Source organism: Collinsella aerofaciens (assembly GCF_028209625.1).
GTDB lineage: Bacteria > Actinomycetota > Coriobacteriia > Coriobacteriales > Coriobacteriaceae > Collinsella > Collinsella aerofaciens_AM.
Genome location: NZ_JAQLDU010000004.1, coordinates 14,530 through 28,207, shown reverse-complemented (window position 1 = coordinate 28,207; position 13,678 = coordinate 14,530). Strand labels below are relative to the sequence as shown.

Annotated in this window: 19 protein-coding genes; 18 read left to right on the top strand and 1 reads right to left on the bottom strand. The window is 58.9% G+C overall.

Annotated features, from left to right (window positions below; all coding sequences use genetic code 11):
* The 18 genes from rplF (at position 1) to PMW70_RS02800 (ending at position 11,183) form a co-directional block, all read left to right on the top strand.
* Positions 1-537: a 50S ribosomal protein L6 gene (gene rplF, locus PMW70_RS02885; protein ID WP_271743829.1), complete on the top strand. Its 537-nt coding sequence runs from the start codon at positions 1-3 to the stop codon at positions 535-537.
* A gap of 75 nt (positions 538-612) precedes the next feature.
* Positions 613-981: a 50S ribosomal protein L18 gene (rplR, locus tag PMW70_RS02880; protein ID WP_006235264.1), complete on the top strand. Its 369-nt coding sequence runs from the start codon at positions 613-615 to the stop codon at positions 979-981.
* Between the two features lie 14 nt (positions 982-995).
* Positions 996-1,520, top strand: coding sequence for a 30S ribosomal protein S5 (rpsE, locus tag PMW70_RS02875; protein WP_006235265.1), 525 nt, complete (start codon positions 996-998; stop codon positions 1,518-1,520).
* 2 nt (positions 1,521-1,522) lie between these two features.
* Positions 1,523-1,705, top strand: a complete 183-nt coding sequence (gene rpmD / locus PMW70_RS02870) for a 50S ribosomal protein L30 (protein WP_006235266.1) — start codon at positions 1,523-1,525, stop codon at positions 1,703-1,705.
* Between the two features lie 3 nt (positions 1,706-1,708).
* Positions 1,709-2,158: a 50S ribosomal protein L15 gene (gene rplO, locus PMW70_RS02865; RefSeq protein ID WP_006235267.1), complete on the top strand. Its 450-nt coding sequence runs from the start codon at positions 1,709-1,711 to the stop codon at positions 2,156-2,158.
* Positions 2,152-3,438: a preprotein translocase subunit SecY gene (secY, locus tag PMW70_RS02860; RefSeq protein WP_035137447.1), complete on the top strand. Its 1,287-nt coding sequence runs from the start codon at positions 2,152-2,154 to the stop codon at positions 3,436-3,438. The genes rplO and secY overlap by 7 nt, the downstream gene beginning before the upstream one ends.
* 18 nt (positions 3,439-3,456) lie before the next feature.
* On the top strand, positions 3,457-4,083 hold the full coding sequence (locus PMW70_RS02855) for an adenylate kinase (RefSeq protein WP_055252238.1): 627 nt from the start codon (positions 3,457-3,459) through the stop codon (positions 4,081-4,083).
* Positions 4,080-4,868 (top strand): type I methionyl aminopeptidase, encoded by a 789-nt coding sequence (gene map / locus PMW70_RS02850; RefSeq protein WP_117639640.1) that lies wholly within the window; start codon positions 4,080-4,082, stop codon positions 4,866-4,868. Before PMW70_RS02855 ends, map begins: the two co-directional genes overlap by 4 nt.
* Positions 4,869-5,100: 232 nt before the next feature.
* On the top strand, positions 5,101-5,319 hold the full coding sequence (infA, locus tag PMW70_RS02845; protein WP_035137443.1) for a translation initiation factor IF-1: 219 nt from the start codon (positions 5,101-5,103) through the stop codon (positions 5,317-5,319).
* A gap of 150 nt (positions 5,320-5,469) precedes the next feature.
* Complete coding sequence (gene rpmJ / locus PMW70_RS02840) at positions 5,470-5,583, top strand: 50S ribosomal protein L36 (RefSeq protein WP_006363204.1); 114 nt, start codon at positions 5,470-5,472, stop codon at positions 5,581-5,583.
* Positions 5,584-5,597: 14 nt separating this feature from the next.
* Entirely contained in the window at positions 5,598-5,972 is a 375-nt protein-coding gene (rpsM, locus tag PMW70_RS02835) for a 30S ribosomal protein S13 (protein ID WP_022094275.1), read from the top strand.
* Positions 5,973-5,986: 14 nt separating this feature from the next.
* Positions 5,987-6,391, top strand: coding sequence for a 30S ribosomal protein S11 (gene rpsK, locus PMW70_RS02830; RefSeq protein WP_006235274.1), 405 nt, complete (start codon positions 5,987-5,989; stop codon positions 6,389-6,391).
* 19 nt (positions 6,392-6,410) lie between these two features.
* Positions 6,411-7,007: a 30S ribosomal protein S4 gene (gene rpsD / locus PMW70_RS02825; protein ID WP_006235275.1), complete on the top strand. Its 597-nt coding sequence runs from the start codon at positions 6,411-6,413 to the stop codon at positions 7,005-7,007.
* 32 nt (positions 7,008-7,039) lie between these two features.
* Positions 7,040-7,981, top strand: coding sequence for a DNA-directed RNA polymerase subunit alpha (locus tag PMW70_RS02820; protein WP_006235276.1), 942 nt, complete (start codon positions 7,040-7,042; stop codon positions 7,979-7,981).
* Between the two features lie 30 nt (positions 7,982-8,011).
* Positions 8,012-8,494 carry a 50S ribosomal protein L17 gene (rplQ, locus tag PMW70_RS02815; RefSeq protein WP_089573564.1) on the top strand — a complete coding sequence of 161 codons (483 nt, stop codon included), beginning with the start codon at positions 8,012-8,014 and terminating at the stop codon, positions 8,492-8,494.
* A gap of 92 nt (positions 8,495-8,586) precedes the next feature.
* On the top strand, positions 8,587-9,411 hold the full coding sequence (gene truA / locus PMW70_RS02810) for a tRNA pseudouridine(38-40) synthase TruA (protein ID WP_271743828.1): 825 nt from the start codon (positions 8,587-8,589) through the stop codon (positions 9,409-9,411).
* A gap of 161 nt (positions 9,412-9,572) precedes the next feature.
* Positions 9,573-10,613 (top strand): glycosyltransferase family 2 protein, encoded by a 1,041-nt coding sequence (locus PMW70_RS02805; protein WP_271743827.1) that lies wholly within the window; start codon positions 9,573-9,575, stop codon positions 10,611-10,613.
* Positions 10,614-10,745: 132 nt separating this feature from the next.
* A complete protein-coding gene (locus tag PMW70_RS02800; RefSeq protein ID WP_271743826.1) occupies positions 10,746-11,183 on the top strand; it encodes an arginine repressor in 438 nt (145 codons plus the stop codon).
* Positions 11,184-11,367: 184 nt separating this feature from the next.
* Here the strand turns inward: PMW70_RS02800 and PMW70_RS02795 are convergent, their stop codons facing one another.
* Entirely contained in the window at positions 11,368-13,578 is a 2,211-nt protein-coding gene (locus PMW70_RS02795) for a transglycosylase domain-containing protein (protein ID WP_117839676.1), read from the bottom strand.
* Positions 13,579-13,678: the final 100 nt, after the last annotated feature.

Below are 13,678 nucleotides of genomic sequence, written 5' to 3'. Positions count from 1 at the left end.
GTGTCTCGTATCGGTAATAAGCCTGTCCAGATTCCCGCCGGAGTCGAAGTGGCAGTCAACGGCAACAACGTTGTCGTCAAGGGCCCCAAGGGCCAGCTCGAGCTTGATGTCTTTGAGAAGCTCGCTATCAAAGTCGAGGACAACGTCCTCACCGTTTCCCGTCCCGACGACGAGCGTGAGACCCGTGCCCGCCACGGCCTCACCCGCGCCCTCATCCACAACATGGTTGTTGGCGTTTCCGAGGGCTTCGAGAAGAAGCTCGAGCTCGCCGGCGTCGGTTACCGCGTGCAGCAGAAGGGCAAGAACCTCGAGTTCTCCCTGGGCTTCTCGCACCCCGTGATCGTCGAGGCTCCCGAGGGCATCACCTTCGAGGTTCCCGACAACACCCACGTGAACGTCAAGGGTATCAACAAGCAGCAGGTCGGTCAGATCGCCGCTGAGATCCGCGGCCATCGTCCTCCCGAGCCTTACAAGGGCAAGGGTATCCACTACGTTGGCGAGCACATCCGCCGCAAGCTGGGTAAGGCCGCCAAGTAGTCGTAACCGACTCACTCGCATAAGACCAGCACCCCGTCAGGTGCTGGCAAGATCAACCTTTTTAGGAGTTTACGTATGAACAAGCATAAGGCGAAGCTGGAAGGCCTCAAGCGTCGTCAGCGTCGTGTTCGCGGCAAGGTCTCGGGTACCTCCGAGCGTCCGCGTCTTCGCGTGACCCGTACTAACGCCAACATCTATGCCCAGATCATCGACGACAGCAAGGGCTCCAGCCTGACGCTCGTCTCTGCCTCGACCCTCGAGGCCGAGTTCAAGGGCACCCACACCTCGAACAAGGAGGCTGCGGAGAAGGTCGGTCAGCTCGTTGGCAAGCGCGCCATCGAGGCCGGCATCACCAAGGTCGCCTTCGATCGCGGTGGCCGTATCTACCATGGCCGCGTCAAGGCCCTCGCCGACGGTGCTCGTGCCGCCGGTCTCGAGTTCTAGGAGGTATGTAGCACATGGCTCGTAATCAGAAGCAGCAGCGCGAGGCCTCCGAGTTCGAGGAGCGCGTCGTTTACATCAACCGCGTGTCGAAGACCGTCAAGGGTGGTCGTCGCATGAGCCTCGTCGCTCTCGTCGTCGTTGGCGACGGCAAGGGCAACGTCGGCGTTGGCATGGGCAAGTCCGCTGAGGTGCCCATGGCCATCTCCAAGGCGTCTCTCGATGCCAAGAAGAACATGTTCCACGTGCCGGTGACCGAGCAGGGCACCATCCCGCACGAGGTTCTCGGCCACTTTGGTGCCGGCCGCATCATCATCAAGCCCGCTGTCGAGGGTACCGGCGTTATCGCCGGCGGCGCTGTGCGTCCCCTCTTCGAGCTTGCTGGCATCAAGAACGTCCTGTCCAAGTCCCTCGGTACCGACAACGGCCTCAACATCATTAAGGCTGCCGTCGAGGGCCTCAAGGAGCTCTCCAGCCCTGAGGACGTCGCGGCTCGCCGTGGCCTGACGGTCTCCGAGATGTTCGTCGGTAAGGAGAACTAAGCATGGCTGACACCATCAAGATCAAGCAGGTCCGCAGCACCAACGGTTGCAAGCAGGACCAGGTCCGTACTGTCCGTGCCCTCGGTCTCCACAGGATCCGCGAGGTTCGCGAGATTGCTGACAACGAGTCCGTCCGCGGCATGATCTTCAAGGTCAAGCACCTTGTCGAGATTGTAGAGGAGTAGCAAATGCAGCTTCACGATCTTACTCCCGCGCCCGGTTCCACCAAGAACCGCAAGCGCGTCGGCCGTGGCAATTCTTCGGGTCACGGCACCACTTCTGGCCGCGGTCAGAAGGGCCAGGGTTCCCGCTCTGGCGGCACCAAGGGTGCCGGCTTCGAGGGTGGCCAGACTCCGCTGGCTATGCGCCTGCCCAAGCTTCCGGGCTTCCGCAACCCCCGTCGTATCGAGTACACCGCTGTTAACGTTGAGCGTCTCGAGCGTAAGTTCGAGGATGGCGCTGTGATCGACGGTGCCGCTCTTAAGGCCGCTCGCATCACCAAGAGCGAGTTCGAGCCCGTCAAGGTGCTCGGCAATGGTGAGCTCACCAAGAAGTTCACGGTCAAGGTCGACAAGGTCAGCGCTTCTGCGCAGGCCAAGATCGAGGCCGCCGGCGGAAAGGTCGAGCTGCCGTGCTAAATGGTCTTAAGAATGCTTTCCGCATCAAAGAATTGCGCGAAAAGATTCTTTTTACCATAGCTATGCTCGTCGTGTACCGCATTGGTGCGCACGTTCCTGTGCCCGGCATTCCCTTCCAGGGGATGCTGGGCCTTTTCTCGACCGATAACAATTCGGTCGCCGCAGGTGCTATGGCCCTCCTGAATCTTTTCTCTGGCGGCGCGTTGAGCTATGTGTCGGTGTTTTCGCTGGGCATCATGCCTTACATCACCAGCTCAATCATCCTCCAGATGCTCCAGGCCGTTGTGCCTTCCCTGCATGAGCTTGCCCGCGAGGGCGAGGTCGGTCAGACCAAGATTACGCAGTATTCGCGTTACCTCACCCTGGCTCTGGCAATCCTCAACTCCGTGGGTTACCTCTTCCTCTTTAAGAGCTTCGGCATCAGCTTTAATGGCGCCGGCGCTCCCGAGATCATCTTCGACCTCATGATCGTCGGCACGCTCACTGCGGGTGCCATGCTGATCATGTGGATTGGTGAGCTCATCACCCAGCGCGGTATCGGCAATGGCATGTCGCTTATCATCTTCGCGAACATCATGGCCGGTCTTCCGCAGGCGATCTTCTCCAGCACCGAGGGTAACGCCGGTGGCATCATCACCATGGTGATCATCTGCGCCATCATCCTGCTGGTTATCCCGCTGATTGTTTTCCTTGAGCGCGGCCAGCGCCGCATTCCGGTCTCCTACGCTAAGCGCGTCGTGGGCCGTCGCATGATGGGTGGCCAGACCACCTACCTGCCCATCAAGGTTAACACCGCGGGTGTCGTGCCGATCATCTTCGCTTCGGCGCTGCTGTACTTCCCGGCTCAGATTGCTGTGTTCTTCCCCGGCATCGGCTGGATTCAGGCAGTTGCCTCTGCGCTTTCGACCGGTTGGCTCAACTGGGTGCTTAATGTTGTCCTCATCGTGTTCTTCGCGTACTTCTACACCTCCATGGTGTTCAACCCCGATGACACCGCCGACAACCTTAAGAAGCAGGGCGGCTTTATTCCGGGCGTTCGTCCGGGTAGGGCTACCGCGGCCTACATCAAGAACGCGCTCAACAAGATCACGCTTCCCAGCGCTGTCTTTTTGGCGCTCATCGCCATCGTGCCTTCGATCATCTTCTCCTTCACGGGTAACCATCTGATCCAGGCTTTTGGCGGAACGTCCATCCTCATCATGGTCGGCGTCGTGCTCGACACGGTCGATAAGCTCGAAGGCCAGATCAAGATGTATGATTACGATGGATTCTTTAAATAGGCTAGAGGAGGATTGCTCATGAACCTCGTATTGCTCGGAGCTCCGGGTGCCGGTAAGGGCACCGTCGCTCAGGAGCTCGTCGCCGAGTTTGGCGTCGCTCACATTTCCACGGGCGACCTGCTGCGTGCTGCCGTCAAGGGTGGCACCGAGCTTGGTATTCAGGCTAAGAAGTACATGGACGCTGGCGAGCTCGTTCCCGACCAGCTCGTGATCGACCTTGTCAAGGAGCGCCTTGCTGCCGATGACGCCCAGCAGGGCTTCATCCTCGACGGCTTCCCGCGCAACACCGCCCAGGCTGTGACGCTCGATTCCGAGCTCTCCGCCATGGGTCGCGAGATCGACTGCGCCCTTCTGGTCGACGTGGCCCCCGAGGTCATCATCGATCGTCTGTCTTCGCGTCGCACCTGCCGCGCCTGCGGTTACACCGGCACCGCTGCCGATGCTACCTGCCCCAAGTGCGCCGGCGAGATGTATCAGCGCGACGACGACAAGCCCGAGACCATCAAGAACCGTCTCGACGTCTACGAGAAGTCCACGAGCCCGCTCGTCGACTACTATCGTGGCCAGGGTCTGCTCAAGTCGGTCAACGGTGACCAGGCTCGCGAGACCGTGTACGGGGATGTCAAAGAGGCTCTTGGTCTATGATCAAGATTAAGTCTGCAACGCAAATCGAGCAGATGAAGAAGGCAGGAGCGCTATCTAAGATGGCGCTCCGCCACGTTGGAGCCATGGTGCGCCCTGGTGTTTCGACCTTTGAGCTCGATCAGCTCGCGGAGCAGATTATCCGTATGCATGGCGGCACCCCGGCCTTTAAGGGTTACGGCGGGTTCCCCGGTACCATTTGCGCATCGATTAACGATGCCGTGGTCCACGGTATTCCCAACCCCGACATGATCCTGCGCGATGGCGATATCATCTCCATCGATACGGGAGCCGTTGTCGACGGTTGGGTTGGCGATAACGCTTGGACGTTTTTCGTCGGCACCCCTACGCCCGAGGCCAAGGCCCTGTGCGAGGTCACGCGCGATTGCCTTAAGGCTGCCATCGAGCAGGCTATTCCCGGTAACCATATCGGGGACGTCGGTTATGCCGTTCAGTCTCTCGCCGAGTCTCACGGTTACGGCGTGCTTCGCGACTATGTGGGCCATGGCATTGGCCGTGTGATGCACGAGGACCCCAACGTTCCTAACTATGGAAAGAAGGGGAGAGGCGTTCGCCTCCAGGCTGGCATGGTCATTGCCATCGAGCCGATGGTTACGATGGGTTCCAACCATGTGAGCACGGGCTCCGACGGTTGGATCGTCACGACCAACGACCACCTGCCCGCCGCGCACTACGAGAACACCGTCGCCATTACCAATGACGGACCGGTGATTCTCACCACGGATGCCCAAGGTGCTTGGTGTTCCTTGCAAGGCGGTGAAATGTAAAAGTCGCCGCCCCCTGATGCCCAACCTCGCCTTTCAATTTCGAAGGCATGACCCCAAGGTCTATGCCTTCTCATTTCAAGGCGATCTTGGGTATCAGGGAACGGCTTTGTTTTACATTTCAAATGTAACAAGTTCCGCTTAGTTGTGGAGCCATTACGAAGATATTACGATACGTGCATGCGTATTGTAGAATACTCAATCGCTGTCGTTTTCTAGAGAAAGATGATTGCTTGTGAAGAAGGAAGACGCAATTGAGCTCGAGGGTACGGTAAAGGAACCGCTGCCCAACGCCATGTTTAAGGTCGAGCTCGAGAACGGTCATTCGGTTCTGTGCAACATTTCTGGCAAGATCCGAATGAATTACATCCGTATTCTCCCCGGTGACAGGGTTGTCGTGGAGCTTTCCCCGTACGACCTGACCCGCGGCCGCATCACCTATCGCTACAAATAGCGGCACGCATACACGCACTCCATTTCCGACTGCAGGCTTAGCTCAACCTACGGTCGGATTGTGTGTGAAGACCAGCCATAGTTTTAAACGCCTGCGGCTGGGCGAGTAGATAGTAGGGAAGTAGTTTGAGCGCTACCGAAAGGAAGAACGATGAAGGTACGTCCTTCGGTCAAGAAGATGTGCGATAAGTGCAAAATCATTAGGCGCCATGGCAAGGTTCTCGTCATTTGCGAGAACCCCCGTCATAAGCAGCGTCAGGGTTAAGAGAGGAGACTACGTTGGCCCGTATTAATGGTGTCGACCTCCCGCGTGAGAAGCGCGTTGAGATCGGTCTGACCTACATTTACGGCATCGGCCGCACCACTGCGACGAAGATCTGCGTCGAGTGCAACGTTAACGTGGATACGCGTGTTAAGGACCTCACCGAGGATGAGGTTAACGCCATCCGTGATTATATCGATAAGAACCAGATCATGGTTGAGGGCGACCTCCGCCGTGAGCGCAACCAGAACGTCAAGCGCCTTATGGACATCGGCTGCAACCGCGGCCTTCGTCACCGCAAGGGCCTCCCGGTCCGCGGCCAGCGCACCCACACTAACGCTCGTACCCGCAAGGGCCCGAAGCGTCAGATCGGTGCTAAGAAGAAGAAATAAGGAGCGCTAGATAGATGGCTACTGCTAAGAAGAACGTTCGCGCTGCCCGTCTGAAGCGCGCGGACCGTAAGAACATTTCCGTGGGCCAGGCTCACATTCGTTCTACGTTCAACAACACGATCGTTTCGATCACCGATCCCCAGGGCAACGTCATTTCCTGGAAGTCGGCTGGCCAGGTGGGCTTCAAGGGCTCCCGTAAGTCCACGCCGTTCGCTGCCCAGATGGCTGCCGAGGCTGCTGCCAAGCAGGCCATGGAGCACGGTATGAAGAAGGTTTCCGTCTTCGTCAAGGGCCCCGGCTCCGGTCGTGAGACCGCCATTCGCTCCCTCCAGGCTGCTGGCCTCGAGGTCTCGAGCATCCAGGACAAGACCCCCATTCCGCACAACGGCTGCCGCCCCAAGAAGCGTCGCCGCGTGTAACTGAAAGGATCGTATCAATATGGCAATCGACAGGACTCCTGTTCTTAAGCGCTGCCGTCAGCTCGGGATCGATCCCGCTGAGCTCGGTTACAGCAGCAAGAAGGAATCTATCCGTCAGCCCAAGCGCCGTCGCAAGGAATCTGAGTACGGCATGCAGCTGCGCGAGAAGCAGAAGGTCAAGTTCATCTATGGCGTTCTGGAGAAGCAGTTCCACGGCTACTTCAACAAGGCCCGTAAGATGAACGGCGTCACCGGTGAGAACCTCATGATCATCCTTGAGTCTCGCCTTGACAACGTCGTCTTCCGTCTTGGCTTCGCCCGCACCCGCAAAGAGGCTCGTCAGTCCGTCCGTCACGGTCACTTCACCGTGAACGGCAAGCGCGTGGATATTCCGTCCTACCGCGTCAAGGCCGGCGACGTCGTCGCTGTCGGCGAGAAGTTCCGTGACCTCCTCCCCATCAAGGAGGCTCTGATTTCCTCCGAGCGCTTTGAGGTCCCTGGCTGGCTCGAGGTCGATATCGAGAAGCTGTCTGGTAACGTGCTCGCTCTGCCGACGCGTGAGCAGATCAGCGGTGATATCAACGAGCAGCTCATCGTCGAGCTCTACTCTAAGTAGTCCATCCGGGCTGCTGAGGCTGGAGGTAATACATGTCAGAATTCATTAGGCCTCAGGTTCAGGTCGAAGAGATCAACGAGACGTCTGCTCGTGTCTCCGTCGAGCCGCTCGAGCGTGGCTACGGCGATACGCTGGGTAACTCCCTTCGTCGCGTACTTCTGTCCTCGCTCGAGGGTGCCGCCGTCGAGGCTATTCAGATCGATGGTGCACAGCACGAGTTCATGACCATCCCTAACATGGTCGAGGATGTCACCGACATCGTCCTGAATGTCAAGGGTCTTGTCTTCAGGGCTCTCGGCACGACCGACGAGGCGACCGCCACCATTTCTGTTGACGGCCCCTGCGAGGTCACCGGTGCGGACTTCTTTATTCCGTCCGAGTTTGAGCTGGTCAACCCCGAGCAGCACATCGCTACGCTCACCGAGGGTGGCCATCTCACCATGAGCATGCGCATCGGCTATGGCCGCGGCTATGTTTCTGGCGAGGCCAACAAGCGCGACAACGATCCCATCGGTGTGATCCATGTCGACTCGCTGTACTCGCCGGTTTCCCGTTGCGCCAAGCTCGTTGAGGCTTGCCGTGTCGGTCAGCATACCGACTACGACCGCCTTGTCCTCGAGATCGAGACCAACGGCTCCATCGCCCCGCGCGACGCCGTGGTCCAGGCTGCCAATATCATCAACCAGCATATGGCCGCCTTTATGAACCTTGCCGAGACCCCCGAGGTCGAGGAGGAGGCTTCGATCTTCGCTCCCGAGGTCACCAACGACAACGCCGAGCTGGACAAGCAGATCGAGGATCTGGACCTTTCCGTCCGTTCCTACAACTGCCTTAAGCGCGCCAGCATTCACTCGGTCCGTCAGCTCGTTGAGTTCTCGGAGAACGATCTGCTCAACATCCGTAATTTCGGTGTTAAGTCGATCGAGGAAGTGAAGGACAAGCTTGAGTCCATGGGCCTGAGCCTGAAGGCTTAATGCTTCGCATATTTGAGGAGAAACTAGACCATGCGTCACAACGTTAAGAAGGGCCTTAAGCTCGGCACCGATGCGAGCCACACCAAGGCCATGAAGAAGAGCCTTGCTAAGGCCCTCTTCGAGAACGACCGCATCAAGACCACCGAGACCCGCGCTAAGGCGCTGCGTTCGGTCGTCGATCCGATCATCACTTGGGCCAAGAAGGGCGACCTGCACTCTCGTCGTCTGGCTATCGCCAAGCTCGGTGATAAGCAGCTCGTTGCCGAGATCTTCGACAAGGCTGCTCAGGGCATGTGGCAGGACCGCAACGGCGGTTACACCCGCATCATGAAGCTCGGTAACCGTAAGGGCGACAACGCTCCCATCGTTATCATGGAGCTCGTCACCGAGCCTTGCACGCCTAAGGCCAAGAAGGCTGCTCCGGCCCCCAAGAAGGCCGCTGCTCCCAAGAAGGTCGAGGCTGTCGAGGAGACCGCCGCCGAGGAGGCTCCTGCTGAGGAGACCGCTGAGTAGACATTCCGTCTGCATAGGCTATATTCGAGGGGTACGTTCGCGTACCCCTCTTTTTTTGTCGCGATACCGTTGCTTGTTTGTTGGGAGCGCCCATGACTGCGCCGTCTGATTTCAATTCGATTTCCGAGCTTGACGCCACGCTCGTATTTCGCGTGGCCTATGATGGCTCATCGTATAGCGGATTTGCCGAGCAGCCGGGACAGACGACGGTTGCGGGTGAGCTACGTCGAGCCATCGAGACGCTGCTTCGCCGCCCGATCGATCTGACGTGCGCGGGGCGTACCGATGCCGGCGTGCATGCCGTGGCTCAGTACATCAGCGTGCCCGTAACGGACGCTGAGCTCGCTTGTACGCGCCGTAGGTGGCTGCGGGCTATGGATGCCCTGCTGCCCAAAGATATCGCCATTAACGAGGTCTACAAGGCCCGTAAAGGCTTTTCTGCGCGTTTTGACGCGCGTTCCCGTACGTATACATACCGCATTGCCGATCGAGATGCGCGCCCTGTGCTGTCCCGCGGTGCCGTGTGGTGGCATCGCTATCCCTTGGATGTTGAGGCTATGTCTGCTGCCTGCCCCGCACTGCTGGGCGAGCAGGACTTTAAAAGCTTTTGCAAGGTCGCTTCGGCCGTTGGCAAGCCCACGCATCGCTGCGTGATGCGTGCCGAATTTGGCCATGAGGTTGCGTTTGGCGAGGACATCCTGACGTTCACCATCGAGGGCAATGCGTTTCTGCATTCGATGGTCCGTTCGATCGTGGGCACGCTTGTCGAGATTGGCATGCATCGCCGTGAACCCGAGTGGATGCGCGAGGTTATCGATGCTTGCGACCGCACCGCTGCGGGCCCCACAGCTCCTGCCTGCGGCCTTACGTTTATGGGCGTGGATTACGATCCCGCCGAGCTTGTCGTGCTCGACTAGGGTAGGGCTCGACGTGTCGTGCGTCGACACCTGTCATCTGTGGGCTGCGCGTGTGCAACATCTGTTCTTGGCGTGCAATGCAACCGGTGTCTCATTGCTTTTATTGCCGGGGTGTACCATGAACCACGGTTTGATTCATTGCTGTCGAGAGGACGGATAATTTGGTTCGACGTGGCTCGCATCCGCGACTTTCGGTGATCCTTGTGGTAGAAGGTTCGCCCAGCTATGCGATGCGTGCGCTCGAGAGTATCCAGAACCAAGACCTCTACGATTTGCAGATTGTCGTTGTTTGCCGCGATGCTGCGCCCGGTGTGCGCCATTCGCTTCAAGTTGCTGCCGACAGGGACATCCATATTGATTTGATTGACGTCGAGGACGCGAAGCGTGGCGCTTGTCTTCGCGCCGGTTTTGATGCCTCGCGCGGCTCTCAAATCATCGCCATGAACGCCGATGAGTGGTTTGCTCCGCAGGCCCTTTCCAAGATGGTCGATATCGCGTGCGATACTGCGGCAGACATTGTGCTCCCCTCGGTGTCGCTCGATCGATACGATGCGCACCGCGAGCGTCATTCGCGCGTCTTGGATGCTGCCTCTATTGCCATAGAAGACGAGTCTTCTATGGTGACTGGGCTGCCCCAGTTGATTTTAGGCGGCCTAGTCGCTCAGACCTCTGGCGTGATGTATAGCCGTCCGCTGTTTGAGGCATGCCTGTCGCGCGGCAAGGCGTACCGTACGGTTGAGTTTATGGCTTATGCGCTCTCGCAGGCACGATTCGTGTCCGGCTGCGGCGACGCTTGTTTCCACGCGGTGGCACCTAAGCTTACAGATGCCTTTGATCCCACCATGTATGCCAGGATATCCGATGACACTCGAGCGCTCGACGAGCTTGCGGACTCACTCTCGGAAGCAGATAGCGGTGGTCGGCTCAAGCTGGCAAGCCAAAAGTTCTACTTTGCCGGACTGGTCGCCTGCATCGAGAATTTGTGTCTGAGCCCGCATGGAGTGTCGTCAATCGAGCGTTCCGCCCGCATGCGTGATATGCTCGAGGCGCCTCGAACCCGTCAGATGGTCGCCGCGCTCAAGGACAACCATCGGGGACTCGGTCTGTTGTTTGGGCCGATCGCCAGCGCCAAGCCTGCGCGCTGCGTGATGTGTACGCATCTGGCAGCTTTTCTTAACCGGACGAGCGCAAAAACCGCCTAAACGGCTCATTTCGAAACAAATTTGCATAGAATTGTTTCGAAATGCGTTCTTATACACAAAAGCCTTCAAATAGCGTTAAACTATTCAATCACTGATTGATTGTCTCCGCCATCTTTTGGAGAGAGGGTTTGTATGGCTAAAAAACGCAATGGGCGCCAGGATGCCATTAGAGATATTGTGCGCAATAAGGACGTCCGCACGCAGCGCGTGCTGGTCGATGAGCTCCGCGCTATGGGCTTTGATTGCACGCAGGCGACTGTCTCTCGCGATATTGCCGATATGGGGCTGCGTAAGCTCCCTGAGGGCATCTATGTTCTGGCAGAGGACCTGCACCTGCAGCGTATGGTTTCCGAGCTCGTAGCGGGCGTTCTGCGCACCGATAATCTGGTTATGATCAAGGCTCAGCCTGGCACGGCTTCCGGCATCGCCGCCGCTGTTGATGCGGCAGAGCTGCCCGATGTGCTTGGCTCGCTTGCCGGCAACGATACGATTTTGGTTATTGCCCAGACGGCCGAGGACGGCGAGCGTCTTGAGGCGCTGATCAATAAGTTGAGCAATTCTCGCAAGTAGGTGTGCGGGTCGTGCGCTCGGCATTGTGTGCGCTGACATAGTGGCTTGTAAGGGGCATCGACGTTGGTCGGTACCCCTTTTTGTTTGCCGGTATAAAGACCGCCCACCAGGTCGCTTCAAACTAAAAGGCCCCGAGCAGTTCAATAAGCTGCTCGGGGCCTTGTTGGCTTTAGTCGCGTACTTCTTAGCCGACCGTATCGTCAGGCGTGGGCGAGGGGTCGGGAGTGGGCGTAGGCGTAGGCGTAGGCGTAGGCGTAGGCGTGCCGCCATCGCCGCCGGTCGAACCACCAGTGGAGCCACCCGTCGAGCCACCGGTCGTACCGGTGCCGCCGGTGGTGTCGCCGCCCGTGGTCTCGGTGGTCGTGGTCGTCGTGGTAGTCGTTGTGGTGGTTTCCTCTTCCTCTTCGTCCTTGTCCTTGTCGTCGTTCTCCGACTTCTTGGTGTTGTTGGTGCCGTAGAACTTCCAGACGCTGTTGTTCTTGTAGGTGGGCGCCGTTCCGGTCGCAAACTCCTCGCGCTCGGTACCGGTCAGAACGGTGTTCATAAACCGCTTAAAGACAGGCAGGTTGGTGCTGTCGCCCAGCAGGTCCGTGCCGTACTTTTGGATGGGGATCTCGCCCGCGGAATAGCCGGTCCACAGGGCGCACGCCAGCTGCGGGGTATAGCCGCAGAACCACAGGTTGGTGGTGTTGTCGGTGGTGCCCGTCTTGCCGGCATAGGGCTGGTTGACACTCAGAGCGCCGGCAGCACCCGTACCGCTGCCCTTCATGACGCCGGACAGAACATCGGTGACCGCGGCGGCCTCGCCCTCGGTAAGCACCTGTGAGGGATTGTCGGTGTGCTGGTACAGCACCGAACCGGTACGAGAGTCAATCTCGGTGATGGCGATCGGCTGGCGATAGTAGCCGCCGTTGGCAAACGTCGCGTAGGCGGCGGCCATCTCGAGCGGCGAGATCGAGCCGGTGCCGAGGGTCATGACGGGAACGTCCTCGATGTTGTCCTTGGCGGGGTCGATGCCGAGCTTTTTGACGAGCGAGATGATCTTGCTGTTACCGACGGCTTCCGCCACCTGGATGTAGCCGGTGTTGGAGGAGTATGCCGTCGCCTGCTTAAGCGTGATGTTGCCATAGCTCTGGTTGGCGTAATTTTGGACCTCGGTCGTGGTGCCCTTGGCCTTGAGCGGCGAGTTGCAGTTGAGGGTGACGTTGGGGTTCATGCCGTTTTGGATGGCAGTTGCCAGCGTAAAGGCCTTAAAGGTGGAGCCGACGGGACGCTTGGCCGTGGCATGGTTTACGTGGTTCTCGTCGGCGTTGTAGTCGTAGCCGCCCACCATGCACTTGATGTAGCCGGTCTTGGGGTCGACGACGACCATGCCCATGTCCAGGCCGTCAAGCGAGAGCGTGTCGAGCTGCTCGCGGACGGCATTCTCTGCCACCTGCTGCATCGTGGGGTCGATGGTGGTCTTGACGGTCAGGCCGCCCTTAAAGAGCACGTCGGTCGAGAACTCCTGCTCCAGCAGCTGCTTGACGTAGGAGACAAAGTAGGGCTGCGAGTATACGTCGACGCCGCTGCCCGAGATTTCGGTCACATTGAGGGTGATGGGTTCGGCCTGTGCGGCATCGTGCTCCTCCTGGGTGATGTGGCCCAGGCGCAACATGTTGTCGAGGACCTTGTTGCGACGGGACAGCGCCAGGTCGGGGTTGACCGTGGGGTCGTACTGCGAGGGCGAGTTGGGAAGGCCGATCAACAGCGCGGCCTCGCTCAGGGTGAGGTCGGCGGCGCTCTTGGACAGATAGGTCTCGGCTGCGGCCTCGATGCCGTAGGCGCCGTGGCCGTAATAGATGGTGTTGAGGTACATCATGAGGATCTCGTCTTTGGAGTACATGTCCTCCATCTTGATGGCGATGTAGGCCTCGCGCACCTTACGCTCAATGGTCGAGTCGAATTGCTCCTCCTGCAGGATGGTGTTGCGCACAAGCTGCTGGGTGATCGTCGAGGCGCCTTCGTGCCCGCCGCCGAGGGTTGCCACCGCAGCACGCGCGATACCCCACAGGTCGATACCGCCGTGCTCGTAGAAGCGCTCGTCCTCGACGTCAACGGTGCCCTGCAGCACGTAGGGGGAGACCTCGTCCTTGGTGATGGACTTGCGGTTTTGCGTGTAGAAGCTCGCGATCTTGTTGCCGTTGCAGTCGACGATCTCGGTGGGCTCGCTCACCAGATACGCGTTGGCGTCGGTGTAGTCGGGCAGATCGGACAGCCAGCGGTTGACGTTACCGACCATGCCGATGCCAAACGCCACGCCCGCAATCAGCAGAAAGCCCAAAAACGAGAGCAGGATTATGGGCAGGGCGTGCGTCTTTGAACGGCTGTGTCCCTGTCGTTGGCGAGGACCCATATATTGACCTCCAGGTATGTCGTGCCAGACGGTGGATGTGCCGTCGGGGCAGGATGGACATAAGTTATTACACGATAAACCAAACGGGGCGCGCGAGGCC

Bases quoted from the DNA above. Each gene is read 5' to 3' on its own strand.
- rplR (WP_006235264.1), top strand. From the start codon at position 613: ATGAACAAGCATAAGGCGAAGCTGGAAGGCCTCAAGCGTCGTCAGCGT.
- rpsE (WP_006235265.1), top strand. From the start codon at position 996: ATGGCTCGTAATCAGAAGCAGCAGCGCGAGGCCTCCGAGTTCGAGGAG.
- rpmD (WP_006235266.1), top strand. From the start codon at position 1,523: ATGGCTGACACCATCAAGATCAAGCAGGTCCGCAGCACCAACGGTTGC.
- rplO (WP_006235267.1), top strand. From the start codon at position 1,709: ATGCAGCTTCACGATCTTACTCCCGCGCCCGGTTCCACCAAGAACCGC.
- PMW70_RS02855 (WP_055252238.1), top strand. From the start codon at position 3,457: ATGAACCTCGTATTGCTCGGAGCTCCGGGTGCCGGTAAGGGCACCGTC.
- map (WP_117639640.1), top strand. From the start codon at position 4,080: ATGATCAAGATTAAGTCTGCAACGCAAATCGAGCAGATGAAGAAGGCA.
- rpmJ (WP_006363204.1), top strand. From the start codon at position 5,470: ATGAAGGTACGTCCTTCGGTCAAGAAGATGTGCGATAAGTGCAAAATC.
- rpsK (WP_006235274.1), top strand. From the start codon at position 5,987: ATGGCTACTGCTAAGAAGAACGTTCGCGCTGCCCGTCTGAAGCGCGCG.
- rpsD (WP_006235275.1), top strand. From the start codon at position 6,411: ATGGCAATCGACAGGACTCCTGTTCTTAAGCGCTGCCGTCAGCTCGGG.
- PMW70_RS02820 (WP_006235276.1), top strand. From the start codon at position 7,040: ATGTCAGAATTCATTAGGCCTCAGGTTCAGGTCGAAGAGATCAACGAG.
- rplQ (WP_089573564.1), top strand. From the start codon at position 8,012: ATGCGTCACAACGTTAAGAAGGGCCTTAAGCTCGGCACCGATGCGAGC.
- truA (WP_271743828.1), top strand. From the start codon at position 8,587: ATGACTGCGCCGTCTGATTTCAATTCGATTTCCGAGCTTGACGCCACG.
- PMW70_RS02800 (WP_271743826.1), top strand. From the start codon at position 10,746: ATGGCTAAAAAACGCAATGGGCGCCAGGATGCCATTAGAGATATTGTG.
- PMW70_RS02795 (WP_117839676.1), bottom strand. From the start codon at position 13,578: ATGGGTCCTCGCCAACGACAGGGACACAGCCGTTCAAAGACGCACGCC.